The 23,137-nt window shown below is 67.7% G+C and carries 22 protein-coding genes; 10 read left to right on the forward strand and 12 right to left on the reverse strand.

Annotated features, from left to right (window positions below; translation table 11 throughout):
• The first annotated feature begins 44 nt into the window (after positions 1-44).
• The 4 genes from DIE03_RS19205 (at position 45) to DIE03_RS19220 (ending at position 4,455) form a co-directional block, all read left to right on the forward strand.
• A complete protein-coding gene (locus DIE03_RS19205) occupies positions 45-2,549 on the forward strand; it encodes an ABC transporter permease (RefSeq protein ID WP_409364427.1) in 2,505 nt (834 codons plus the stop codon).
• A gap of 43 nt (positions 2,550-2,592) precedes the next feature.
• Positions 2,593-3,003 (forward strand): group II truncated hemoglobin, encoded by a 411-nt coding sequence (locus tag DIE03_RS19210; RefSeq protein WP_124453029.1) that lies wholly within the window; start codon positions 2,593-2,595, stop codon positions 3,001-3,003.
• A 106-nt stretch (positions 3,004-3,109) separates the two neighbouring features.
• On the forward strand, positions 3,110-3,841 hold the full coding sequence (locus DIE03_RS19215; RefSeq protein ID WP_124453031.1) for an alanyl-tRNA editing protein: 732 nt from the start codon (positions 3,110-3,112) through the stop codon (positions 3,839-3,841).
• Entirely contained in the window at positions 3,838-4,455 is a 618-nt protein-coding gene (locus DIE03_RS19220) for a DUF924 family protein (protein WP_124453033.1), read from the forward strand. Before DIE03_RS19215 ends, DIE03_RS19220 begins: the two co-directional genes overlap by 4 nt.
• 164 nt (positions 4,456-4,619) lie before the next feature.
• Here the strand turns inward: DIE03_RS19220 and DIE03_RS19225 are convergent, their stop codons facing one another.
• The 11 genes from DIE03_RS19225 to DIE03_RS19275 form a co-directional block, all read right to left on the reverse strand.
• Positions 4,620-6,512: a glycosyltransferase family 39 protein gene (locus DIE03_RS19225; protein ID WP_124453035.1), complete on the reverse strand. Its 1,893-nt coding sequence runs from the start codon at positions 6,510-6,512 to the stop codon at positions 4,620-4,622.
• 228 nt (positions 6,513-6,740) lie between these two features.
• Complete coding sequence (locus DIE03_RS19230; RefSeq protein ID WP_124453037.1) at positions 6,741-7,502, reverse strand: SDR family oxidoreductase; 762 nt, start codon at positions 7,500-7,502, stop codon at positions 6,741-6,743.
• Positions 7,503-7,524: 22 nt separating this feature from the next.
• Complete coding sequence (locus tag DIE03_RS19235; protein WP_124453039.1) at positions 7,525-8,106, reverse strand: TIGR00730 family Rossman fold protein; 582 nt, start codon at positions 8,104-8,106, stop codon at positions 7,525-7,527.
• Entirely contained in the window at positions 8,103-8,861 is a 759-nt protein-coding gene (locus DIE03_RS19240) for a TetR/AcrR family transcriptional regulator (protein ID WP_124453041.1), read from the reverse strand. The genes DIE03_RS19235 and DIE03_RS19240 overlap by 4 nt, the downstream gene beginning before the upstream one ends.
• 205 nt (positions 8,862-9,066) lie before the next feature.
• Entirely contained in the window at positions 9,067-9,603 is a 537-nt protein-coding gene (locus tag DIE03_RS19245; protein WP_085042043.1) for a diacylglycerol kinase, read from the reverse strand.
• The gene (locus tag DIE03_RS19250; protein WP_124453043.1) at positions 9,600-10,634 is read right to left on the reverse strand and encodes a glycosyltransferase family 1 protein; all 1,035 of its coding nucleotides are present in this window, start codon (positions 10,632-10,634) and stop codon (positions 9,600-9,602) included. Before DIE03_RS19250 ends, DIE03_RS19245 begins: the two co-directional genes overlap by 4 nt.
• Before the next feature lie 29 nt (positions 10,635-10,663).
• Positions 10,664-11,602: a UDP-2,3-diacylglucosamine diphosphatase gene (locus tag DIE03_RS19255; protein WP_124453045.1), complete on the reverse strand. Its 939-nt coding sequence runs from the start codon at positions 11,600-11,602 to the stop codon at positions 10,664-10,666.
• Positions 11,603-11,827: 225 nt separating this feature from the next.
• A complete protein-coding gene (locus tag DIE03_RS19260; RefSeq protein ID WP_124453047.1) occupies positions 11,828-12,334 on the reverse strand; it encodes an RDD family protein in 507 nt (168 codons plus the stop codon).
• 6 nt (positions 12,335-12,340) lie between these two features.
• Positions 12,341-13,102: a DUF3106 domain-containing protein gene (locus tag DIE03_RS19265; RefSeq protein WP_124453050.1), complete on the reverse strand. Its 762-nt coding sequence runs from the start codon at positions 13,100-13,102 to the stop codon at positions 12,341-12,343.
• A 26-nt stretch (positions 13,103-13,128) separates the two neighbouring features.
• A complete protein-coding gene (locus DIE03_RS19270) occupies positions 13,129-13,554 on the reverse strand; it encodes a DUF3619 family protein (RefSeq protein WP_124453052.1) in 426 nt (141 codons plus the stop codon).
• Positions 13,551-14,114 carry an RNA polymerase sigma factor gene (locus DIE03_RS19275; RefSeq protein ID WP_034190792.1) on the reverse strand — a complete coding sequence of 188 codons (564 nt, stop codon included), beginning with the start codon at positions 14,112-14,114 and terminating at the stop codon, positions 13,551-13,553. The genes DIE03_RS19270 and DIE03_RS19275 overlap by 4 nt, the downstream gene beginning before the upstream one ends.
• 355 nt (positions 14,115-14,469) lie before the next feature.
• On the opposite strand from DIE03_RS19275, the gene DIE03_RS19280 reads away from it, so the two are divergent.
• From DIE03_RS19280 to DIE03_RS19310, 6 genes are all read left to right on the forward strand, one after another.
• Complete coding sequence (locus DIE03_RS19280) at positions 14,470-16,233, forward strand: acetolactate synthase 3 catalytic subunit (RefSeq protein ID WP_124453053.1); 1,764 nt, start codon at positions 14,470-14,472, stop codon at positions 16,231-16,233.
• Positions 16,234-16,345: 112 nt separating this feature from the next.
• Entirely contained in the window at positions 16,346-16,837 is a 492-nt protein-coding gene (ilvN, locus tag DIE03_RS19285; RefSeq protein WP_006398781.1) for an acetolactate synthase small subunit, read from the forward strand.
• A 104-nt stretch (positions 16,838-16,941) separates the two neighbouring features.
• A complete protein-coding gene (gene ilvC / locus DIE03_RS19290) occupies positions 16,942-17,958 on the forward strand; it encodes a ketol-acid reductoisomerase (protein WP_034190794.1) in 1,017 nt (338 codons plus the stop codon).
• Positions 17,959-18,085: 127 nt separating this feature from the next.
• Positions 18,086-18,730 carry a phosphatidylserine decarboxylase gene (locus tag DIE03_RS19295; RefSeq protein WP_124453055.1) on the forward strand — a complete coding sequence of 215 codons (645 nt, stop codon included), beginning with the start codon at positions 18,086-18,088 and terminating at the stop codon, positions 18,728-18,730.
• 15 nt (positions 18,731-18,745) lie between these two features.
• Positions 18,746-19,618, forward strand: a complete 873-nt coding sequence (gene pssA, locus DIE03_RS19300) for a CDP-diacylglycerol--serine O-phosphatidyltransferase (RefSeq protein WP_089435395.1) — start codon at positions 18,746-18,748, stop codon at positions 19,616-19,618.
• A 316-nt stretch (positions 19,619-19,934) separates the two neighbouring features.
• A complete protein-coding gene (locus tag DIE03_RS19310; protein WP_124453057.1) occupies positions 19,935-21,479 on the forward strand; it encodes a 2-isopropylmalate synthase in 1,545 nt (514 codons plus the stop codon).
• Positions 21,480-21,551: 72 nt separating this feature from the next.
• Here the strand turns inward: DIE03_RS19310 and DIE03_RS19315 are convergent, their stop codons facing one another.
• Entirely contained in the window at positions 21,552-23,102 is a 1,551-nt protein-coding gene (locus DIE03_RS19315; protein ID WP_124453058.1) for a SulP family inorganic anion transporter, read from the reverse strand.
• Positions 23,103-23,137: the final 35 nt, after the last annotated feature.

The following is a 23,137-nucleotide window of genomic DNA, read 5'->3' on the forward strand; positions in this document are numbered from 1 at the left end:
CCGGTCGCTTCGGCCTGCACGACCTGATCCGCCAGGCCGCGCGGATGACCGCGCGCGACTGGCGCGCGGGCGAGTTGACGCTGCTCGTCCTCGCGCTGGTGCTGGCCGTCGCGGCGCTGACGAGCGTCGGTTTCCTCGCCGACCGCCTGCGCCAGGGGCTCGAACGCGACGCCCGCCAGATGCTCGGCGCCGATTTCGTCGTGCGCGCCGATCGTCCCGTCGATCCGTCGTTCGACCGGCAGGCCCGGGCGCTCGGCCTGCGTACCGCGACGACCGCCATTTTCCCGAGCATGATCGCGTCTGCCCCGGGCGGGCAGGCGGCCGAGGCCGCACCGTCGCGCCTCGCGGCCGTGAAGGCCGTGTCGCCCGGGTATCCGCTGCGCGGCGCCGTGGATATCGTGCCGGCCGGCGCCGCCGCCGCGCAGAAGGCGGCGGCGATTCCCGCGCCCGGCACCGTGTGGGCCGATCCCGCGCTGCTCGACGCGCTGCACCTGAAGGCGGGCGATACGGTGCGCGTCGGGTTGCGCACGTTCAAGGTCGCCGCGTCGATTGCCCGCGAGCTCGATCGCGGCTTTTCGTTCGTCAATTTTTCGCCGCGGCTGATGATGCGCGCGGACGACCTCGTCGCCACCGGGCTGACGGGCTACGGCAGCCGCGTCACCTACCGGCTGCTGGTCGCCGGCGACGCAGCGGCCGTCGCGCGTTTCGAAGCTTATGCGCACGCGCGCGTCGACGGCGGGAAACTGCGCGGCGTCGGGCTCGAGTCGTTGCAGGAAGGCCAGCCGCAGGTGCGGCAGACACTGGATCGCGCGCGCCATTTCCTGACGCTCGTCGCACTGCTGACCGCGCTGCTCGCGGCGGTCGCGATCGCGATGGCCGCGCAGCGCTACATGCGGCGCCATCTCGACGGCTGCGCGACGATGCGCTGCCTCGGCGTGAGCCGCCGCACGCTCGGCGCGCTGTTCGCACTCGAATTCGCCGGGATCGGCATCGTCTCGGGCGCCGCGGGCGCGCTGCTCGGCTACGGCGGTCACTGGGCGTTGCTGGCCGCGCTCGGCAGCCTGATCGACGTCGCGCTGCCGCCGCCCACGCTGTGGCCGGCGCTGATCGGCATGGGCGCCGCGCTCGTGCTGCTGCTCGGCTTCGCGCTGCCGCCGCTCGTGCCGCTCACGCGCGTGCCGCCGGTGCGCGTGCTGCGACGCGAGTGGGGCGATGCGTCGCGCACCGCATGGGCTGCGTACGCGATCGGCGTCGTGCTGTTCGCGGGGCTGCTGATCGTCGCGGCCGGTAACCTGAAGCTCGGCCTGATCGTCGCGGGCGGCTTCGCCGGCGCGCTGGTCGGCTTCGCGATGATCGCGCGGCTCGTGCTGTTCGCGGCCGCCCGTGCGGTACGCAACGCGCGCGTGGCCGCCGGCGTCGGCTGGCGCTATGCGCTCGCGTCGCTGCACCGGCGCGGCACGGCCAGCGCGCTGCAGATCACCGCGCTCGCGCTCGGCCTGATGTGCCTGCTGCTGATCGCGATCACGCGCAACGATCTCGTCGCGGGCTGGCGGCAGTCGACGCCGCCCGATGCGCCGAACCAGTTTCTGATCGACATCCAGCCCGACCAGCGCGACGACGTTGCCGCCTATCTGGCCGCGCACGGCGTGCGCGATGCGGCGCCCGCGCCGATGGTGCGCGGCCGCCTCGTCGCGATCAACGGCAAGCCGGTGAATCCGGATGCGTATCCGTCCGACGAGGCGCGCCGGCTCGTCGACCGTGAGTTCAACCTGTCCTATACGACCGAACTGCCGTCCGACAACCGGATCGTCGAAGGCGACTGGTTCGGCACCGCGGCCACGCCGCAGATCTCGATCGAGGCCGGCCTTGCAAAGACGCTGAACGTGAAGCCGGGCGACACGCTGCGCTTCGACGTGACGGGGCTGACGGTCGACGCGCCGGTCACGAGCGTGCGCAAGCTCGACTGGGGCTCGTTCCGCGTCAACTTCTTCGTGCTGATGCCGCCGCCGGTGCTGAAGGATTTCCCGGCCGTCTACCTGACGAGCTTCCATTTGCCCGCGTCGAACGCCGCGCTGCTCGATCCGCTGATCGCGCGCTATCCGAACCTGACCGCGATCGACGTCGCGCCGATCCTCGCGCAATTGCAGCGGATGATGCTGCAGGTGGTCGGCGCGGTGCAGTTCCTGTTCCTGTTCACGCTCGCGGCCGGCGTGCTGGTGCTGTACACGGCGCTCGCCGGCTCGCGCGACGAGCGCGTGCGCGAGGCCGCGCTGCTGCGTGCGCTCGGCGCGTCGCGCGCACAGGTCAATGCGGTGCAGCGCGCGGAATTCGTCGTGGTCGGCACGCTGGCCGGCGCGCTGGCATCGGCGGGCGCGATCGCGGTCGGCTGGGTGCTCGCGTCGCGCGTGTTCGATTTCCAGCTCGCCGTCGATCCGTGGCTCGTGCCGGCCGGCATCGCGGCCGGCGTCGCGTGCGCCGGTGCGGCCGGCTGGCTGAGCCTGCATAATGTGTTGCGGCGCCCCGCGCTGCAGTCGCTGCGCGACGCATGAGCGTCGCCGGCGGCCCCGAAGATCCCGTTTTCCGACTATCCGTATGACCGATGTGAATGACGATGCGCCGTCGCAGCCGACGGCGTTCGAGCTCGTGGGCGGCGAAGCCCGCGTGCGCGACATGGTGGACCGCTTCTACGACCTGATGGACCTCGAGCCCGAGTTCGCGGAAATTCGCGCGCTGCATCCGCCGTCGCTCGACGGCTCGCGCGACAAGCTGTTCTGGTTCCTGTGCGGCTGGCTCGGCGGCCCCGACCACTACATCAGCCGGTTCGGTCATCCGCGGCTGCGCGCGCGGCACCTGCCGTTCCCGATCGCGTCGGTCGAGCGCGACCAGTGGCTGCGCTGCATGGCGTGGGCGATGGAGGATGTCGGGCTGGCCGAGCCGCTGCGCGAGCGGCTGATGCATTCGTTCTACGACACGGCCGACTGGATGCGCAACCGGCCCGGTTGATCGACCGGTACGCCGCTGCCCGTGCGCCGGGCGATCTGCGTCTGGGCGCACGGGCGGCGTCGCGCGACACTGGCCGTTTCCCCCCCATGGACACGAGGCTCGCCCGATGACGACACAAGCACTGTTTCGCGAAGACGCGTACCTCACGCAATGCGACGCGGTCGTCCAGGCCGTCGGCGACGACGGCATCCGGCTCGACCGCACGGTGTTCTATCCGCTCGGCGGCGGGCAGGCCGGCGACACCGGCACGCTGACGCTGCCCGACGGCAGCACGATCGCGATCACCGATACGCGCAAGGCGAAGTTCGAAGGCGCGACGCCCGACGATGCGGTGCACGTGCCGGCGCCGGGGCAGGCGGCGAGCGTCGCGACGCTCGCGCCCGGCACGCGCGTGGTCGCGGCGATCGACTGGTCTCGCCGCTACCGGCACATGCGCCTGCATACGGCCGCGCACCTGATGTGCGCGGTGCTGCCGTACGCGGTCGACGGCTGCAGCGTGACGGCCGACTACGTGCGGCTCGATTTCGCGACGTCCGATGCGATCGACCGCGACGACGTCGAGCGGCGCCTCGCGGGGCTGGTCGGCGGCGCGCATCCGGTCACGACCGAATGGATCACCGACGACGAGATGGCCGAGCGGCCCGAACTCGTGCGCACGATGAGCGTGAAGCCGCCGATGGGCCTCGGCCGCGTGCGGCTGTTGCGCATTGAAAATGTCGACCTGCAGCCGTGCGGCGGCACGCATGTGCGCAACACGTCCGAAATCGGCGGGCTGCGGGTCGCGAAACTGGAAAAGAAGAGCGCGCGGACACGGCGCCTCGTACTGGAGTTTGCATGACGATCGACACCGGCAAGGCCGGCGCGGCGGTGCTGGATCCGCAAGCGCGGGAGATTCTGGATTTCTGGTTCGGCGAGCCGGGCTCGGCCGAATTCGGGCAGGAACGCAAGGTGTGGTTCAACGGCGGTGCGGCGTTCGACGATGTACTGCGCACGCGCTACGGCGCGTTGCTCGACGCCGCGTGCGACGGCGCCTGCGATCACTGGGCCGACTCGCCGTCGGGTGCGCTGGCGTTGATCGTCGTGCTGGACCAGTTTTCGCGCAACATCCATCGCGGCACGCCGCGCGCGTTTGCCGCCGATCCGAAGGCGCTTGCGCTCGCACGCCGGGTCGTCGCGGCCGGCTGGGACGCGCAGTTGCCGAGCGGCCATCACCGCGCGTTCGCGTACCTGCCGTTCGAGCACGACGAATCGGTCGAGAGCCAAGGCGAAGCCGTGCGCCTGTGCGCGGGCATTCGCGACGAGGCCGGATGCGAGAGCTATCACCGTTTCGCGCTGCTGCACGCGGCCGTGGTCGAGCGCTTCGGCCGCTTTCCGCACCGGAACGCGATTCTCGGTCGTGCCTCGACCGACGAGGAGACCGCGTTTCTGCGCGAGCCCGGTTCGTCGTTCTGACGATCCGGGCAGCGGCGTAAAGCGCAGGGGCCGGGCGATCCCGCGGATTGGCGCGGGTGCCTCGAAGGCGGGTATCGCGCAAAGGTCGCGCACCGGCCGGACGGGCGCGCGCTACCGTTGCGAAAGATGAAGGCAGGCATGACGGCGCATCGCGCCGTCGCGCGTTACTGCAGGTGCTGTTCGGGCGTACGCACGTACACGCGCAGCAGTTCCTCGTTGTCGCCCGGGCGGGCGCCCGTCCAGAACAGTTTCCATTCGTTGCCGGGCGCCGGATCGACGGCGCGCACGCCCTGGACGATCATCCACGTGCAGCGCGTCGACTTCGCGTCGTCGATCGGCGTGTGCTGGATGCCGGAGAAGTAGTACAGCATCGGCGCTTCCGATTCGCCGAGCCCGTGCAGGCTCGCCATGCAGTCGCCGTCGGTCCATTCGAGCGCGAGATGCGCGTTCAGGTCGTCGAACACCGAGCGATAGCTCTTCGCGACGTCGAGCCACGGCAGCAGCAGTGTATAGACGAGGCCCCAGGCGACGAGTGCGCCGGCGCCCCACGACAGCGCGCCGCGCCAAAGGCCCGTCGTGCGCAGCTTCGGCAGCAGCGTCAGCCAGCCGACGGTCAGCGCGAGCGCGCCGATCACGAGCGCGGGCTGGATCGGCATCGTCCAGTCGAGCGGCAGCCAGCGGCCGAGCAGTGCGAGATCCGCGCGCGACGCGGCCGGATCGGCCATCACGGCCCAGATCGCCCACGCGAGCGCGACGGTCGTGCCGAACAGCACGCGGCTGAAGTAGTCCCACGCGAGATGCAGCCGGCGCGGCAGGCGTTCGATCGCCTGCGCGGCGACCAGCGCGAGCGGTGCGAAGAACGGCAGGATGTAGAGCTGGCGCGACGTCGCGGACACTTGCAGCACCACGAGCCCGATACCGGCGAACAGCACCGGCAGCGCGATGCGCGGCGTGCGCCAGTCGCGCCATGCGCCGCGCGCGAGGGCGACGATCGCGAGCGGCGCGACCGGGAAGCCGACGAGCAGGAACGCGCGCAGGATAAAGAACGGCTTGTCGTTTTCCGCGCCGAGTTCGGGGACGGAGAAGCCGAAGAACCGGCCGACGTTGTTGTTCCAGAACCACGTCATGAACAGCGGTTCGGAGCGCAGGAACAGTGCGGTCGGCCAGATCAGCGCGAACGGCGCGAACGCGAGCGCAGCGACGCCGAGCGCGCGCGCGAACGAGCGGGTGCGGCAGGCCGGGTAGAGCACCAGCGTGCAGATGAGCGTGGCCGCGAACACGAGCGGCACGAACAGCCCTTTCGTCATCAGCGCGATGCCGACGCCCGCGCCGAACATCGGCGCGGCCCAGCGGCCCGACGGCCGGACCGGCAGCCCGTGGCGCATCTGCTGTGCGCGCGCGACGTGCTGCATCACGAGTTCGAGCAGCCCGCAGAAGCCCATCGCCGTGCCGGCGAACAGCGCGACGTCCGTCATCATGTCATGCACGTGCTTGATGACGACGAGCGTGCCCGCGCTGAGCACGACGGGGCCGAGCACGCGCAGGTCGAACCAGCTGTCCGCACGGCTGGCGACGCGCGCCGCGCGCGCGATGAAGCCGAATGCGAGCGCGGCGAACAGCGCGCTCGCGAGCCGCGCCGCGTCGTGCAGCGGCATCACGCGCTGCAGCAGCCACGCGAGGCTCGTCGCGACCCATGCGTAAAGCGGCGGCTTTTCCATGAACGGCAGGCCGGCATTGGTCGGCACGACGAAGTCGCCGGTCTCGAGCATGTGCTGGATGATGCCGAACGTGTAGGTTTCGTCCTGCTTCCACGGATCGTGGCCGAGCACGCCCGGCAGCGTGTACGCGCAGACCAGCGCGGCGACGAACAGCCACGCCCGCCAGCCGAGCAGGGCCGAGCGGTCGCGCACGGTGCGGGGGGCGGCGGTCGACGCCACGACGGGCGTGCCGGCGGCGTCGAGCGTCGCGGCGGTGTCGGCGTCGGCGGTCGAACGGGTGAGCTGGGCCGGCGCGGGCACAGACGTGCGTCGCCGGCTGGGCGCTGCGGTTCCAGGCATGGAAAAGATCTCGGGTCGAGTCGAGCGGTCCGCGACTTGGGCAGGACCGATAAGGGCCACATCAGGGTGGCGAAGTCCAAGCGTTTATGACGCCTGTCTGATTGCCCGCTAGTAGAGCACGGAACTATTACGGATGTTTACTGAAACCGTCACGAAATTGTGGAGATTTGTGGTGTCGTGACGACAGAACGCTGCTGGCGGCGCGTCGCGCGCGCCGCGCGGGCGAGATTACCGGCCGCCGCCGACGTCGAGCAGGGCGCCCGTCGTGTAGGACGCCGCGTCGCCGAGCAGCCAGACGACCGCTTCGGCGATCTCCTGCGCTTCGCCCGCGCGGCCGAGCGGCGTTTGCACGCCGAGGCGGGCCGCCCGGCCCGGCTGGCCGCCGCTGGCGTGAATATCGGTCTCGATCAGGCCGGGGCGCACCGCGTTGACGCGCACGCCGTGCGGGCCGAGTTCCTTCGCGAGGCCGATCGTCAACGAGTCGACCGCGCCTTTCGACCCCGCATAGTCGACGTATTCGTTCGGCGAACCGAGCCGCGACGCGATCGACGACACGTTGACGATCGCGCCGCCGCGGCCGCCACGGTCGATGGACAGCCGGCGCGCGGCTTCGCGGGCGCACAGGTACGCACCGAGCACGTTGGTGTCGAACATCCGCCGCAGCCGGTCGACCGGCATGTCGGCGAGCGGCATCGACGGCGCGACGATGCCGGCGTTGTTGACGAGCGCGTCGAGGCGTCCGAACGCGGCCATGACGGTGTCGAACATCGCGATGACGTCCGCCTCGTTCGCGACATCGCCCGCGACGATGCACGCGCGGCCGCCCGCGTCGCGCACGGCTTGCGCGGTGAGTTCGGCCGCTGCCGCGTCGCGTGCGTAATTGATGCCGACGTCCCAGCCGCGTTCGGCCGCGAGCACGGCGGTCGCGCGGCCGATGCCGCGGCTCGCGCCGGTGATGAGGACGGCCTTGCGATCGGACGGTGCGGTCATGGCGTGCGGTTTCCGGTGACGATTACTTCGCGGCGTCGGGCGCCCACTTGTCGCGGGCGGGCGGCTGGTAGCGGCGCAGCCGCTCGATCAGCGCGACGGGCTCGGATTCGACACACAGCGCGTCGAAATAGGCCGGACGCATGAAGCCTTCGTCGACCGTATGGCGCAGCAGCGCGATCAACGGATCGTAGAACGAATCGATGTTGTAGACCGCGACGGGCTTGCGGTGATAGCCGAGCTGCGCCCACGTGTAGACCTCGAAGAGCTCTTCGAGCGTGCCGGCGCCGCCGGGCATCGCGACGAACGCGTCGGAGAGGTCGGCCATCATCTTCTTGCGGTGGTGCATGTCGGGCACGACGTGCAGTTCCGACAGCCCCGTATGGCCGACTTCCTTGTCGACGAGCAGTTCCGGGATCACGCCGACCGCATGGCCGCCGGCAGCCATCACTTCGTCGGCGATCACGCCCATCAGGCCGACTCGGCCGCCGCCGTAGACGAGCGTGAGGCCCGCATCGACGAGCGCGCGGCCGAATGCGCGCGCGGCGTCGGCATAGACGGGCCGCACGCCGGGCGACGAGCCGCAGTAAACGCAGACTGCCTTCATTGCTTGGGATCCTTGGCGGGTGCCTGCCCGGTGACGACGGGGCTGTCGGCGGGGCGCGGCGAGCCGTCGCGCGGCGGCAGGTAGTCGGTGAACTGGCGCTTCGGCAGCTTGCCCGAGACCAGGTCGTCGAACAGCTGGCGCGAACGGCCGCGCAGGTACGGCGCCATCACGGAGATCACGTGCATGCTGACCTGGTGCAGTTCCTCGCGGATCGCGTCCTGGTCGTTGTATTTGCGCGGGTGCATCACGTACTGATACGACAGCCAGTAGGTCGAGATCACGGCCATGTTGGTGGCAATGACTTCGATCTCGGCGGGCGTGGCGACCATTTCCGCGTCGGACACGAGCAGCTCGCACATGTCGCGCGCGAAGCGCACCTTGTGGCTGATGATCTGCTTGAAGTGCGTCTCGAGCGTGCGGTTGCGGGCGAGCAGGTCGTTGAGGTCGCGATACAGGAACCGGTAGGTCCACATGAAATCGGCCATGTACTGCAGGTACGACCAGGTTTCGTCGATCGTCGGACGGTGATCTTCAGGGAAGCGCAGCCGCCGTTCGATCTGCTGCTCGAACTGCGCGAAGATGCTGTTGATGATGTCGTCCTTGTTGCGGAAATGGTAGTACAGGTTGCCTGGACTGATTTCCATTTCCTCGGCGATCGTCGTGGTCGTGACGTTCGGCTCGCCGATCTCGTTGAAGAGTTTCAACGACAACTCGAGAATCCGTTCGCGGGTGCGGCGGGGAGGTTTCGCTTCCATGTCGTCCGGCCCTGTGTGTGCCGGACTGGCGGGCGCTGCAATCGATGCTGCGTGATTCGTCCGGCGCGGGTTGCTGTTCTATGTCTAGCGGACGATTATAAACCGGGGTTTCGCCCCACCGGGGCATTTCGTGATCGCGGCCCCGCGCGGCGCATGGTGCAGCGCCGCACGCGGGCGGCGCGCGACGCGTCCGCCCGATACCCGTCTAGAAGCCGAGCCAGTGTGCGACGACCGGGCCGAGCACGAAGCCCCACGTGGTCACGCACGCGAACAGCGCAACCGTCACGGCCGCGCTGCCGAGATCCTTCGCGCGCTTGGAGAGTTCGTGGCGCTCGAGCGAGATGCGGTCGATCGCGGCCTCGACGCTCGAGTTCAGCAGCTCGACGATCAGCACGAGCAGTACCGAGCCGATCAGCAACGCGCGCGACGCGGCCGGCACCGGCGCGAACGCACCGATCGGGAGCATCAGCGCGGCGAGCGTGAGTTCCTGGCGAAACGCGCTCTCCTCGCGGATCGCGACGCGAAAGCCGTTCAGCGAATGCTTGAGGGCGTACCACGCGCGCGTGATGCCGCGGTGGCGCTTGTACGGGTTCGGCGGCAGCGGCGACAGCTGGTCGTCGGGGCCGAGCGGCTCGTGCGCGTGCACGTCCGCTTCGGCGTGCGGCTCTTCCTCGTCGAACGGGCGGTGCCGTTGCGGCGTGGAGGCAGGGGGCGGGGTCTTGTCGTTCAGGTCTCGTTTCAAACGGCGGCACCTTCGGCTGGCGAGTACGCGGTCTTCGGCAGCGGCTTCAGATGCGACGCGAACTGCTCGGATGCCGCGCGCCACGAGAAGCGTTCCGCCCACGCGCGCGCAGTCGTGCGTTCGATCTTCAGCGCTTCGAGGCAGGCTTCCTGCAGGTCCTCGTGCATCGCGCCCGCGTCGCCGCCGCTGAGCACGTCGATCGGGCCCGTGACGGGATACGCGGCCACCGGCGTACCGCAGGCGAGGGCTTCGAGCAGCACGAGGCCGAACGTGTCGGTGCGACTCGGGAACACGAACACGTCGGCCGCAGCATACACCTTTGCAAGCTCGCCCTGTGACAGCACGCCGAGATAGTTCGCCTCCGGATAGCGCGACTTCAGCTCCGCGAGCGCGGGGCCTTCGCCCGCGACCCACTTCGAGCCGGGCAGGTCCAGGCGCAGGAACGCCTCGACGTTCTTCTCGATCGCGACGCGGCCCACGTACAGGAAGATCGGCCGCGCGGTGTTGAGCACCTTCGAATCCATCGGCCGGAAGATGTCGAGATCGACGCCGCGGGTCCACAGCACGACGTTCGTGAAGCCGAATTTCTCGAGGTCCTGCTTGACGACCGGCGTCGGCGCCATCACCGCGAGCGACGGGCCGTGGAACCAGTGCAGGAAGCGATAGGTCGCCGCCAGCGGGATGCCGAAGCGCGCCTGCACGTATTCCGGAAAGCGCGTGTGGTACGCGGTCGTGTACGGCAGCTTGCGCGAGCGCGCGTAGCGCCGCGCGGCGAGGCCGAGCGGGCCTTCGGTCGCGATGTGCAGCGCATCGGGTGCGAACGCATCGATCCGCGCGCGCAGCTTGCGGTACGGCAGGATCGACAGGCGGATCTCGGGGTAGGTCGGGCAGGGTATCGTGCGGAATTCCAGCGGCGTCAGCAGTTCGACGCGGTGGCCGAGCGCGGTGAGTTCGCGCGACGTGCTCTTCAGCGTGCGCACGACGCCGTTGACCTGCGGTTCCCACGCGTCGGTGACGATCATGATCTTCATCGCGGCTTTGTCCTGTAGGTAGGGTTGTGTCAGGCAGTGGCCTTGGCCTTGCGCGACGCGGTCTCCGACGGTGCGGTGCGCATCACCGTCCAGTAGACGATCTTCAGTTCGCCTTCCATCGTTTCGACGAGTGCGGACAGGCTTTCGACCCAGTCGCCGTCGTTGCAGTACAGCACGCCGTCGATGTCGCGGATCTCGGCCTTGTGGATGTGGCCGCACACGACGCCGTCGCAGCCGCGGCGGCGCGCCTCGTCGGTCATCACGGTCTCGAACTGCGAGATGAAGTTGACCGCGTTCTTGACCTGGTGCTTCAGGTACTGCGACAGCGACCAGTACTGGAAGCCGAGCCGGCTGCGGATCCGGTTGAACCAGCGGTTCAGCACGAGGATCAGCGTGTACAGCGTGTCGCCGAGGTACGCGAGCCATTTCGCGTGCTGGATCACGCCGTCGAACAGGTCGCCGTGCACGATCCACAAACGTTTGCCCGCGAGCGTCGTGTGGAACGCCTCGCCGCGCACCTGGATGTCGCCGAACGCGAGATCGCAGAACTGCCGCGCGCCTTCGTCGTGGTTGCCGGGGATGTAGACGACCTGCGTGCCCTTGCGCGCCTTGCGCAGGATCTTCTGCACGACGTCGTTGTGCGCCTGCGGCCAGTACCAGCCCTTCTTCAGCTGCCAGCCGTCGATGATGTCGCCGACGAGGTACAGGTATTCCGAATCGTTGTGGCGCAGGAAGTCGAGCAGGTACGGCGCCTGGCAGCCGCTCGAGCCGAGGTGGATGTCGGACAGCCAGATGGTGCGGTACCGATGGGTGGACGGGTCGGGGTCGTCGTGCTGCGTGGTGTGCGCGGCAGGCGGTTCTTGCGACGCCAGGCCATCGGTGACAGCCGAGCCGGACAGGAAGGCGGTGGCGGCGCGGGCGCCGATAGGGTGACGGAACAGGGAGGTCGCGGACGTTTTCTGGCCCATGCATGACTCGCGCCGGTTGACATTACCGGCATTCCGCCATGCGGGCGTGACTGTGCCATGACAGTCACGAGACGTTCTTATTACGACCGTTGCAGGGTGTTTAGCAGTGAATCGATGGGCGTTGCGTAGCCTGCCGCACGGAACGGCCGACGGTTGTGCGGCAAGGCCGTCGGGCAGGGTGACGGAAGGCGGTACGAGCGGTTTTCGTCTGGCGAATGCGGCGCGTCAGCGTGGTATGGCGACGACGCGTGTGCGCGCGATCCGGTCGTGCGGGAACTGGCGATCGCCATGCAGCCGGGCAGCGCCGGCCCAGATGACGACCCAGGCGGCCGTGAGCGCGAGCGTGACGGGCACCGACAGGCCGAGGAGCGGATGCAGCGCGAGCGGCGGCAGGAACCACAGCCAGCCGAGCGCATAGCGGACGAGCGCGTGGCCGGCGCCCAGCGGCCGGCCGCTCGACGATTCGAGGCGCAGCCGCCAAGTCTTCATCGGCAGTGTCTGGCCGCCGTGGGTCCAGAACCACACGAAGTACGCGCCGACGACGAGCGCGATCCACGCGGCGAGCAGGTTGTGATGGACGAGGCCGTTGCGTTGCTGCGTCGCGAGGCTGAACGCGAGCCCGGCGAAGAACACGACGCCGAACAGCAGCACGCCTTCGTAGAGCAGCGCGGCGAGACGCCGCCGCACGGACGGTGTGGTGGTTGTGGTGTCGGGTGCGCGGGCGTTCGCCACGGCCGCTCAGGAGCCCTTGAACAGCGAGGGGGCGTCGGCGGGCGATACGGGCGCCACGGCGGGCGGTGCGGATGCGGTGCCGGCCGTCGACGAGGCCGGCACCGGCTGCGCGGCGGCGCCGGCCGACGCGGGCGCCGGTGCGGCGGCCGCGCCGCTTGCCGGATGTTCGTGCGAATTGACGAGGCGACGGACGTCACGGTCGGCGACGGTCGGCGGTGCGCTGACGACGCTCGGCTTGCGGCGGCGCTCGGCGGCCGCGAGACGTTCCTTCTGTTCCTCGGGGAGCTGCTGATAGGCCTTCCACGCGCGCTCGCGCGCCTGCGCGGACAGCTCCTTCGCGCTCTGGTAGTTCTCGCGCGCGACGCGGCGCTGCTCGGGCGTCATCTTCGCCCATTCGGTCATCCGGTCCTGCAGGCGTTTCTGGTCATCGGGCGTCAACTTCGCGAAACGCGATGCGATCTTCAGCCATTTTCGCTTGCGGGCGTCGCTGAAGCCGTCCCATTGGTCGGCGAACGGCGCGAGAGCCGCGTGCTGGGCCGGCGTGAGGCGCGCCCACGACAGCGGGCCGGTGGCGGCCGGCAGCGGCAGGGGCAGCGGCGGGAGTTCGGTGGTCAGCCCGGTCGCGGCCGAGGCCGGCGCGGCGGGGCTGACGGCCGCGACGGTGGTCGTCGCGGGGGCCGGGTGGAATCGGGAATACGTGGCGACGTAGGAAACGGCGATCGCAATCACGCATCCGAAAAATACGGCCAGGCCGCGCTTCTGACTCACCCGTGCGATCCCCTCGTTATTGTCTGTTAGTGAGCGCGCGAAAGATACGCGTTGAACCCGTGATCGAGATACGCGTTGAGCGGCAGGTCGTCGCTGAGCATCGCCGCGTCGATGTCGGCGAGTTCGGCGGTGCGCTGCATGTCTTCCCAGTAGGCGATGCCGACGAGCCCCGCGAGCAGCAGCGCCAGCGGCCACGCGCGCAGCAGGCGGCGCGCGAACGACGCCTGCGGGCGGCTCGCGGGAGCCGTGCCGTAGGCGCCGGCCGCGCCGGCGAAGGCCGGCACGAACACCGGCGCGGTCGCGGCTTCGGGCTTCTTGCGCGCGAGCGCGGCCCGGCGGGCGACGGCCAGGCGGTCGGTGGTCGCGGCAGGCAGGGCGGCCGTGCGCTCGTCAAGCGCGCGGCGCACCTTCAGCGCGAATTCGTATTCTCGATTTGCGGGAGCGGAGCTCATAGCGTGATTCCTTTGGCCTTGAGCGCTTGCGCCAGTGTATGGGTGGCCCGCGAGCAGTGCGTCTTCACGCTGCCCTCGGAGCACCCCATTGCGGCGGCAGTCTCGGCGACATCCATATCTTCCCAATAACGCATCAGGAACGCTTCCCGTTGACGCGCCGGAAGCTTCTGGATTTCTTCGTCGATCAGGGCCAGAACCTGCTCTCTTTCGAGGCGGTGCTCGCTGCTCTCGACGCCCGCGTTGTCGTCCGCGGATTCGAGTGTTTCGAGCGGGTCGAAGTCTTCGTCGTCGGTATTGTTCAGCGACGAGAAGAGCGTGACCCAGGTGTTGCGGACTTTCTGCCGACGAAACCAGTCGTGGACCGTATTCTGCAGGATCCGTTGAAAAAGCAGCGGCAATTCGGCCGCCGGCCGGTCGCCGTACTTTTCGGCGAGCTTGATCATCGCGTCCTGCACGATGTCGAGCGACGCATCGTCGTCACGCACGGCGTACGCGGCCTGCTTGAACGCGCGCCTTTCGACGCCCGCCAGAAAGTCGGCGAGTTCCTTGTCTGATGCCATTCCGTGAAGGTATGCGCTGCGGGCCGCTGCGTGGTGAAAAAGGTCGAAAAATTTCGTAAAACCCGCGGATGCTATCAAATTTTCGTGCCGCTTGGCACCGGGGCGGGCGCTGCACGTTGCGCGCGAGCCGCGGCAGTGGGGCGCCGGGCGGCGTGCATGATGCGGTGCGGGATATTTTGCTTGACGACCCAATCGCGACCCGCTATCGTCAGCGATTCGCAACATGAAGTGATGGTCTCATTTGAGGCTGGCCCAAGAAGCCCGCCCTTCAAACTGGACGCGCCGCTTGAACCCGAGCCACAAGCCCGGCAGAGAGCACCCGATCAATTTTTTGCCGAAAATTCGAAAGGTCAAAATGAACATGCCCAGCGCGGAATTCTCCACGTCGGAACCCCTTTCCCCTCCCGATAGCGACTCCATCGGCGGCACCGTGCTGATGAAGGCACTCGCCGACGAAAACGTCGAATTCATCTGGGGCTACCCCGGCGGCTCGGTTCTCTACATCTACGACGAGCTGTACAAGCAGGACAAGATTCAGCACGTGCTGGTGCGCCATGAACAGGCGGCCGTGCACGCAGCCGATGCGTATGCGCGTTCCACCGGCAATGTCGGCGTCTGTCTCGTGACGTCGGGCCCCGGTGTCACCAACGCGGTGACCGGCATCGCAACGGCCTACATGGATTCGATCCCGATGGTCGTGATCAGCGGCCAGGTGCCGACTGCCGCGATCGGCCAGGATGCTTTCCAGGAATGCGACACCGTCGGCATCACGCGTCCGTGCGTGAAGCACAACTTCCTCGTGAAGGACGTGCGCGACCTCGCGGAAACCGTCAAGAAGGCGTTCTACATCGCCCGTACCGGCCGTCCGGGCCCGGTGCTGATCGACATCCCGAAGGACATCTCGAAGACGCCGTGCCAGTACGAGCCGGTCAAGAGCGTGTCGCTGCGTTCGTACAACCCCGTCACGAAGGGCCATTCGGGCCAGATCCGCAAGGCCGTGTCGCTGCTGCTGACGGCCAAGCGCCCGTACATCTACACGGGTGGCGGCATCATCCTCGCCGATGCGTCGCGTGAGCTGAACCAGTTCGCGGACCTGCTCGGCTACCCGGTCACGAACACGCTGATGGGCCTCGGCGGCTATCGCGCGTCGGACAGGAAATTCCTCGGCATGCTCGGCATGCACGGCACCTACGAAGCGAACATGGCGATGCAGCACTGCGACGTGCTGATCGCGATCGGTGCCCGCTTCGACGACCGCGTGATCGGCGATCCGGCGCACTTCGCGTCGCGTCCGCGCAAGATCATCCACATCGATATCGACCCGTCGTCGATCTCGAAGCGCGTGAAGGTCGACATCCCGATCGTCGGCGACGTGAAGGAAGTGCTGAAGGAGCTGATCGAGCAGCTGCAGACGGCCGAGCACGGCCCCGACACCGAGGCGCTCGCGCAATGGTGGAAGGACATCGAGGGCTGGCGCTCGAAGGACTGCCTGAAGTACGACCGCGAAAGCGAGATCATCAAGCCGCAGTACGTGGTGGAGAAGGCGTGGGAGCTGACGGACGGCAATGCGTTCGTGTGCTCGGACGTCGGCCAGCACCAGATGTGGGCTGCGCAGTTCTACCGATTCAACAAGCCGCGTCGCTGGATCAACTCCGGCGGCCTCGGCACGATGGGCTTCGGCCTGCCGGCAGCGATGGGCGTCAAGATGGCGCACCCGGACGACGACGTGCTGTGCATCACGGGCGAAGGCTCGATCCAGATGTGCATCCAGGAACTGTCGACCTGCCTGCAGTACGACACGCCCGTGAAGATCATTTCGCTGAACAACCGCTATCTCGGCATGGTCCGCCAGTGGCAGCAGATCGAATACAGCAAGCGCTATTCGCATTCGTACATGGATGCGCTGCCGGATTTCGTGAAGCTCGCCGAAGCGTACGGCCATGTGGGCTTGCGGATCGAAAAGACCTCGGATGTGGAGCCGGCGCTGAAGGAAGCGCTGCGCCTGAAGGACCGCACCGTGTTTCTCGACTTCCAGACCGATCCGACCGAAAACGTCTGGCCGATGGTACAGGCCGGCAAGGGCATCACCGAGATGCTGCTCGGATCGGAAGACCTGTAACGGCGCGACGCGCGCTTGAGCCCGATGCGGCCGCCTTCACGAAAGGCGGTGCGGCACCGGGCGGCGCGCGGCGCGAGTGAATCGACACGGACACATTCTGGAAGAAGCGAACATGAGACACATCATTTCCGTCCTGCTGGAGAACGAACCGGGCGCGCTGTCGCGCGTGGTCGGCCTGTTCTCCGCACGCGGCTACAACATCGAAACCTTGACGGTGGCGCCGACCGAAGACCAATCGCTGTCGCGGCTCACCATCGTTTCCATTGGCTCCGACGACGTGATCGAACAGATCACGAAGCATCTGAACCGCTTGATCGAGGTGGTGAAAGTGGTGGACCTGACCGACGGTGCACACATCGAACGCGAGCTGATGCTGATCAAGGTACGTGCAGTGGGCAAGGAGCGCGAAGAAATGAAGCGGATGTCGGACATTTTCCGCGGCCGCATCATCGACGTGACCGAAAAGACCTACACGATCGAATTGACGGGCGCGAGCGACAAGCTCGACGCATTCATCCAGGGGCTGGACGCGGGCGCGATCCTGGAGACCGTGCGCACCGGCAGCTCCGGCATCGGGCGCGGCGAGCGCATCCTGAAGGTGTGATGCCGAAATTGCCAGACAGGCACGCCGGGTGCGCCGTCATGTCCCGGCCCGCAGTACTCCATCCGAACGAATTGTTGAATTTTTGAATTAGCGAAGGAACCATCATGAACGTTTTCTACGACAAAGACGCCGACCTCTCCCTCATCAAGGGCAAGCAAGTCACGATCATCGGCTACGGCTCGCAAGGCCATGCACACGCGCTGAACCTGAAGGAAAGCGGCGTGAACGTGACGGTCGGCCTGCGCAAGGACGGCGCGTCGTGGAGCAAGGCCGAAAACGCCGGCCTGTCGGTCAAGGAAGTCGCGGAAGCGGTGAAGGGCGCAGACGTCGTCATGATGCTGCTGCCGGACGAGCAGATCGCCGACGTGTACGCGAAGGAAGTGCACGCGAACATCAAGCAAGGCGCGGCGCTGGCATTCGCGCACGGCTTCAACGTCCACTACGGCCAGGTGATCCCGCGCGCCGACCTCGACGTGATCATGATCGCGCCGAAGGCGCCGGGCCATACCGTGCGCGGCACGTACTCGCAAGGTGGCGGCGTGCCGCACCTGATCGCGGTTGCGCAGAACAAGTCGGGCGCGGCACGCGACATCGCGCTGTCGTACGCGGCAGCGAACGGCGGCGGCCGTGCCGGCATCATCGAGACGAACTTCCGTGAAGAGACCGAAACCGACCTGTTCGGCGAGCAGGCCGTGCTGTGCGGCGGTACCGTCGAGCTGATCAAGGCCGGCTTCGAGACGCTGGTCGAAGCAGGCTACGCGCCGGAAATGGCGTACTTCGAGTGCCTGCACGAACTGAAGCTGATCGTCGACCTGATCTACGAAGGCGGCATCGCGAACATGAACTACTCGATCTCGAACAACGCCGAATACGGCGAGTACGTGACGGGCCCGCGCGTCGTCACTGAAGAGACGAAGAAGGCGATGAAGCAGTGCCTGACCGACATCCAGACGGGCGAGTACGCGAAGAGCTTCATTCTCGAGAACAAGGCAGGCGCACCGACGCTGCAGTCGCGCCGTCGCCTGACGGCCGAGCACCAGATCGAACAGGTCGGTGCGAAGCTGCGTGCGATGATGCCGTGGATCGCGAAGAACAAGCTCGTCGACCAGACGAAGAACTAAGCACCGCGTGCTGTTCCGGCCCTTCGAGTGGAGGGTCGGTATCAAAAAGCCGTCCGAAGGCAGCAGTGCCCCGGGCGGCTTTTGCTATCCTACGGGCTTTGCAATTCACCGAACACAGAACGAATCCATGAACTATCCTCATCCGATCATCGCGCGCGAAGGCTGGCCGTTCATCGCGATTGCTGCCGTCGTCGCGCTGTTGATCCACGCCGTCGGGGGCTTCGGCTTCGCGTGGCCGTTCTGGCTGCTGCTCGTCTTCGTCGTCCAGTTCTTCCGCGATCCGCAGCGCCCGATCCCGGCGCAGCCGAATGCGGTGCTGTGCCCGGCAGACGGCCGCATCGTCGCGGTCGAGACCGCACAAGACCCGTACGCGAACCGTGAAGCGCTGAAGATCAGCGTGTTCATGAATGTATTCAATGTCCACTCGCAGCGTTCGCCGGTCGATGGCGCGATCACCAAGGTCGAATACTTCCCGGGCGCGTTCCTGAACGCGGCGATCGACAAGGCGTCGACCGAGAACGAGCGCAATGCGGTCGTGATCCAGACGGCAAGCGGCAAGACCGTCACCGCCGTGCAGATCGCGGGCCTCGTCGCCCGCCGGATCCTCTGCTACGTCCGGGCCGGCGAGCCGCTGTCGCGCGGCCAGCGCTACGGTTTCATCCGCTTCGGTTCGCGCGTCGACGTGTACCTGCCGCTCGGCAGCCGCGCGAAGGTGTCGATCGGCGAGAAGGTCTACGCGTCGTCGACGATCCTCGCCGAGCTCGAGCAGTAAGCGGCGGGGCGCACGATGGCCGCATTCAAACCGCGTCGGCCGCGTAACGGCTCCGGCCAGACGCCACGCCCGTTCCGCCGCAACAAGGTGATGGCGCCCGATGCGGCGCCGCTCGAGAGCCGCCGCGCCGCGCGCCAGCGGTTCCTGAAGACGCGCGGCATCTACCTGCTGCCGAACGCATTCACGACCGCCGCGCTGTTCTGCGGCTTCTTCGCGGTCGTGCAGGCGATGAACGTGCGCTTCGAGATCGCCGCGATCGCGATTTTCGTCGCGATGGTGCTCGACGGGATGGACGGGCGCGTCGCACGCATGACGCACACGCAGAGCGCGTTCGGCGAGCAGTTCGACAGCCTGTCGGACATGGTGTCGTTCGGCGTCGCGCCCGCGCTCGTGATGTACGAGTGGGTGCTGAAGGATCTCGGCCGCTGGGGCTGGCTCGCCGCGTTCGTCTACTGCTCGGGCGCCGCGCTGCGTCTCGCGCGCTTCAACACGAACATCGGCGTGGTCGACAAGCGCTTCTTCCAGGGGCTGCCCAGCCCGGCCGCCGCCGCGCTGATCGCGGGCTTCGTGTGGCTCGCGACCGACAACCGCGTGCCGATGAAGCTCGGCTGGCTGCCGTGGGTCGCGTTCGTGCTGACGATCTATGCGGGCGTGACGATGGTGTCGAACGCGCCGTTCTACAGCGGCAAGGCGCTCGACGTGCGGCACCGCGTGCCGTTCGCGGCGATCCTGCTGGTCGTCGTCGCGTTCGTGCTCGTGTCGTCCGATCCGCCGCTGATGCTGTTCTGCCTGTTTGTCCTGTACGGGCTGTCCGGCTATGTGTTCTGGGCCTATATGGCCGTCCGCGGGCGCGCGAATCCGGCGCGCTCGTCGCAGCGCGATCACTGACGTGCGATTGACCCGGAAACGGCGGCCTCGAGGCCGCCGTTTTTATTTGTCCCCCTTTTCGCGCCGGGCCGCGGGAATCCCCGGGCGGCGTCCGATTGCGCGGTCACTGGAATGCCGCTATAGTCTTCGGCATGACTGCATCTTCCCGCCTCTCCCTCCTTCTAGCCGGTGCGCCGCTACGCGCGCTAGCTTTGGCGCGCCTGCCGCGCTGACCGTTCTCGCCCCCCGTCTCAAGCCTCGTCTGTTGTTGAGCGTCGCCAGCGGTGGCGCGATCTCATTACGTTTGACTTCCGTATAAAGAGCCCTGGAGCCCCCCATGACAGACAAGCTGATCATTTTCGATACGACGTTGCGTGACGGCGAACAATCGCCCGGCGCGTCGATGACGAAGGAAGAGAAAATCCGCATCGCGAAGAACCTCGAGCGGATGAAGGTCGACGTGATCGAAGCCGGCTTCGCGGCCAGCTCGAACGGCGACTTCGACGCGATCCACACGATCGCCGGTCTCGTGAAGGACAGCACGATCTGTTCGCTGGCGCGAGCCAACGACAAGGACATCCAGCGCGCGGCCGACGCGCTGAAGCCGGCCAACAGCTCGCGGATCCACACGTTCATCGCGACGTCGCCGCTGCACATGGAGAAGAAGCTGCGGATGACGCCCGACCAGGTGTTCGAGCAGGCACGTCTCGCGGTGCGTTTCGCGCGCAAGTTCACCGACAACGTCGAATTCTCGCCGGAAGACGGCAGCCGTTCGGATCTCGATTTCCTGTGCCGCGTGCTGGAAGCCGTGATCGCGGAAGGCGCGACGACGATCAACATCGCCGACACGGTCGGCTACGGCGTGCCGGAGCTCTACGGCAACCTCGTGAAGACGCTGCGCGAGCGCATTCCGAACTCGGACAAGGCGATCTTCTCGGTGCACTGCCACAACGACCTCGGGATGGCGGTCGCGAACTCGCTGGCCGGCGTGAAGATCGGCGGTGCGCGCCAGATCGAGTGCACGATCAACGGGCTCGGCGAGCGCGCGGGCAACACGTCGCTCGAAGAAATCGTGATGGCCGTGAAGACGCGCAAGGACTACTTCGGCCTCGACGTCGGCATCGACACGACGCAGATCGTGCCGACGTCGAAGCTCGTGTCGCAGATCACCGGTTTCGTCGTGCAGCCGAACAAGGCGGTGGTCGGCGCGAACGCGTTCGCGCACGCGTCGGGCATCCACCAGGACGGCGTGCTGAAGGCACGCGACACCTACGAGATCATGCGCGCGGAAGACGTGGGCTGGACTGCGAACAAGATCGTGCTCGGCAAGCTGTCGGGCCGTAACGCGTTCAAGCAGCGCCTGCAGGAACTCGGCGTGTCGCTCGACAGCGAAGCCGAACTGAACGCCGCGTTCATGCGTTTCAAGGATCTGGCCGACCGCAAGGCCGAGATCTTCGACGAGGACATCATCGCGATCGTCTCCGAAGAGTCGGCGCTCGCGCACGAGCAGGAGCACTACAAGTTCGTGTCGCTGTCGCAGCGCTCGGAAACGGGCGAGCAGCCGCAGGCGAAGGTCGTGTTCGCGGTCGAAGGCCAGGAAGTGACGGGCGAGGCGCGCGGCAACGGCCCGGTCGACGCGACGTTCAATGCGATCGAGGGTGAAGTCGGCAGCGGGTCCGAACTGCTGCTGTACTCGGTGAACGCCATCACGACCGGCACGCAGGCGCAGGGCGAGGTGACCGTCCGCCTGTCGAAGAGCGGGCGGATCGTCAATGGCGTCGGCACCGATCCGGACATCGTCGCCGCATCGGCGAAGGCGTACATCTCCGCGCTGAACAAGCTGCATTCGAAGGACGACAAGCTCAACCCGCAGCGCTCGTAAGCGCCGCGCGCTGAGCCTCTCCGGAACGCCCCGTGCGGCCCTGCGCCGCCGGGGCGTTTTTTCATCTGCCGCTCATTCGGCGGCCGGCGCGCGGAACAGCCAGCGGCGCGTCGCCGGGCGCGGCGCCGGGCTGCGCCGGCGGAACTCGACCGCGATCCCGCGACGCGGCGCATCGGCGACGAACGCGTCGAGCAGTTCGAGCACGTCGTGATCGATGTAGTCGGCGCGTGTCGCGTCGATGATCACCGCCGCGCGGTCCGGAATGTGCCGCAGGTGGTGCTTGACCTGCACCTTGCCGAGGAACGACACGTCCTTGCGGAACGACAGCAGGAAGTGGTCGTCGTGCTGCGCGAGCGTGACGGGGCTCTTCAGGTTCGCGACGGCGACCGCCAGCACGCTGCACGCGAGGCCGAGCGCGATGCCGAACAGCAGGTCGACCGAGAGCACGCCGATGATCGTCGCCGCGAACGGCACGAACGCGGCCGGCCCTTGCTTCATCACCGAACGGAACAGCGCCGGCTTCGCGAGCTTGAAGCCCGTGTGGATCAGGATTGCGGCGAGGCTCGCGAGCGGGATCAGGTTGATGAGTCCGGTGAGCGCGAACACGCTCGCGAGCAGCAAAATCCCGTGGACGATGGCCGACATCCGGCTTTGCGCGCCCGCGTTGACGTTAACCGAGCTGCGTACGATCACCGACGTGATCGGCAGCCCGCCAACGGCGCCCGCGACGAGATTGCCGACGCCCTGGGCCTTCAGCTCGCGATCGGGCTGCACCGGCCGGCGCTTCGGGTCGATCTGCTCGACGGCTTCGAGGCTCAGCAGCGTCTCGAGGCTCGCGACGACCGCGAGCGTGATCGCGACGCGCCACACGTCCGGATTGACGAGCTGCGCGAAGTTCGGGCCGAGCTCCGCATGCTTGAGCGAGGCCGCGAGCGCCGCGAACGACCCGAGCTCGGGCAGCGTCACGCGATGGGCGGCGCCCGGCGCGACGGCCGGCGCGACGAAGCCAAGCACGAGCGTCGCGCCGATCCCGAGCACGACGACTGCGAGCGGCGCGGGTACCGAGCGCACCAGCGCGAAGCGGCGCAGTACAGGCGTGTCCCACGCGATCAGCAGCGCGAGCGACGCGAGCGCGATGGCCGTGGCGGCCCATGCGACCGGCAGGCCCGGCCAGTTCGCAAACGGTTGCGCGGCCGAGCCGCCGATGCCGAACGCGAACGGAATCTGCTTCACGATCAGCAGCAGGCCGATCGCGGCGAGCATGCCCTTGATGACGGGCGACGGCACGTAGGCGGCGAAGCGGCCGGCGCGCAGCATGCCGAACCCGAACTGCAGCACGCCGGACAGCAGCACCGCGAGCAGGAACGCGGAGAAGCTGCCGAGTTGCGCGATCCCTTCGACGACGATCACGACGAGGCCGGCGGCCGGCCCGCTGACGGACAGCGACGAGCCGCTCAGCAGCGCGACGACGATGCCGCCGACGATGCCGGACACGAGCCCGGCGAACGGTTCGACGCCCGAGGCGTTGGCGATGCCGAGACAGAGCGGCAGTGCGACGAGGAAAACGACGATGCCGGCGACGATGTCGCGCGGCAGGGTGGACAGGCGCTCGTTCAGTTTCATGGTTGGGGCGATTTCATTGGCGTTGGGGCGGGGGA

This window comes from Burkholderia sp. Bp8992 (assembly GCF_003853705.1).
In the GTDB taxonomy this organism is placed as follows: domain Bacteria; phylum Pseudomonadota; class Gammaproteobacteria; order Burkholderiales; family Burkholderiaceae; genus Burkholderia.

Bases quoted from the DNA above. Each gene is read 5' to 3' on its own strand.
- DIE03_RS19205 (WP_409364427.1), top strand. From the start codon at position 45: ATGACCGCGCGCGACTGGCGCGCGGGCGAGTTGACGCTGCTCGTCCTC.
- DIE03_RS19210 (WP_124453029.1), top strand. From the start codon at position 2,593: ATGACCGATGTGAATGACGATGCGCCGTCGCAGCCGACGGCGTTCGAG.
- DIE03_RS19215 (WP_124453031.1), top strand. From the start codon at position 3,110: ATGACGACACAAGCACTGTTTCGCGAAGACGCGTACCTCACGCAATGC.
- DIE03_RS19220 (WP_124453033.1), top strand. From the start codon at position 3,838: ATGACGATCGACACCGGCAAGGCCGGCGCGGCGGTGCTGGATCCGCAA.
- DIE03_RS19225 (WP_124453035.1), bottom strand. From the start codon at position 6,512: ATGCCTGGAACCGCAGCGCCCAGCCGGCGACGCACGTCTGTGCCCGCG.
- DIE03_RS19230 (WP_124453037.1), bottom strand. From the start codon at position 7,502: ATGACCGCACCGTCCGATCGCAAGGCCGTCCTCATCACCGGCGCGAGC.
- DIE03_RS19235 (WP_124453039.1), bottom strand. From the start codon at position 8,106: ATGAAGGCAGTCTGCGTTTACTGCGGCTCGTCGCCCGGCGTGCGGCCC.
- DIE03_RS19240 (WP_124453041.1), bottom strand. From the start codon at position 8,861: ATGGAAGCGAAACCTCCCCGCCGCACCCGCGAACGGATTCTCGAGTTG.
- DIE03_RS19250 (WP_124453043.1), bottom strand. From the start codon at position 10,634: ATGAAGATCATGATCGTCACCGACGCGTGGGAACCGCAGGTCAACGGC.
- DIE03_RS19255 (WP_124453045.1), bottom strand. From the start codon at position 11,602: ATGGGCCAGAAAACGTCCGCGACCTCCCTGTTCCGTCACCCTATCGGC.
- DIE03_RS19270 (WP_124453052.1), bottom strand. From the start codon at position 13,554: ATGAGCTCCGCTCCCGCAAATCGAGAATACGAATTCGCGCTGAAGGTG.
- DIE03_RS19275 (WP_034190792.1), bottom strand. From the start codon at position 14,114: ATGGCATCAGACAAGGAACTCGCCGACTTTCTGGCGGGCGTCGAAAGG.
- DIE03_RS19280 (WP_124453053.1), top strand. From the start codon at position 14,470: ATGAACATGCCCAGCGCGGAATTCTCCACGTCGGAACCCCTTTCCCCT.
- ilvN (WP_006398781.1), top strand. From the start codon at position 16,346: ATGAGACACATCATTTCCGTCCTGCTGGAGAACGAACCGGGCGCGCTG.
- ilvC (WP_034190794.1), top strand. From the start codon at position 16,942: ATGAACGTTTTCTACGACAAAGACGCCGACCTCTCCCTCATCAAGGGC.
- DIE03_RS19295 (WP_124453055.1), top strand. From the start codon at position 18,086: ATGAACTATCCTCATCCGATCATCGCGCGCGAAGGCTGGCCGTTCATC.
- pssA (WP_089435395.1), top strand. From the start codon at position 18,746: ATGGCCGCATTCAAACCGCGTCGGCCGCGTAACGGCTCCGGCCAGACG.
- DIE03_RS19310 (WP_124453057.1), top strand. From the start codon at position 19,935: ATGACAGACAAGCTGATCATTTTCGATACGACGTTGCGTGACGGCGAA.
- DIE03_RS19315 (WP_124453058.1), bottom strand. From the start codon at position 23,102: ATGAAACTGAACGAGCGCCTGTCCACCCTGCCGCGCGACATCGTCGCC.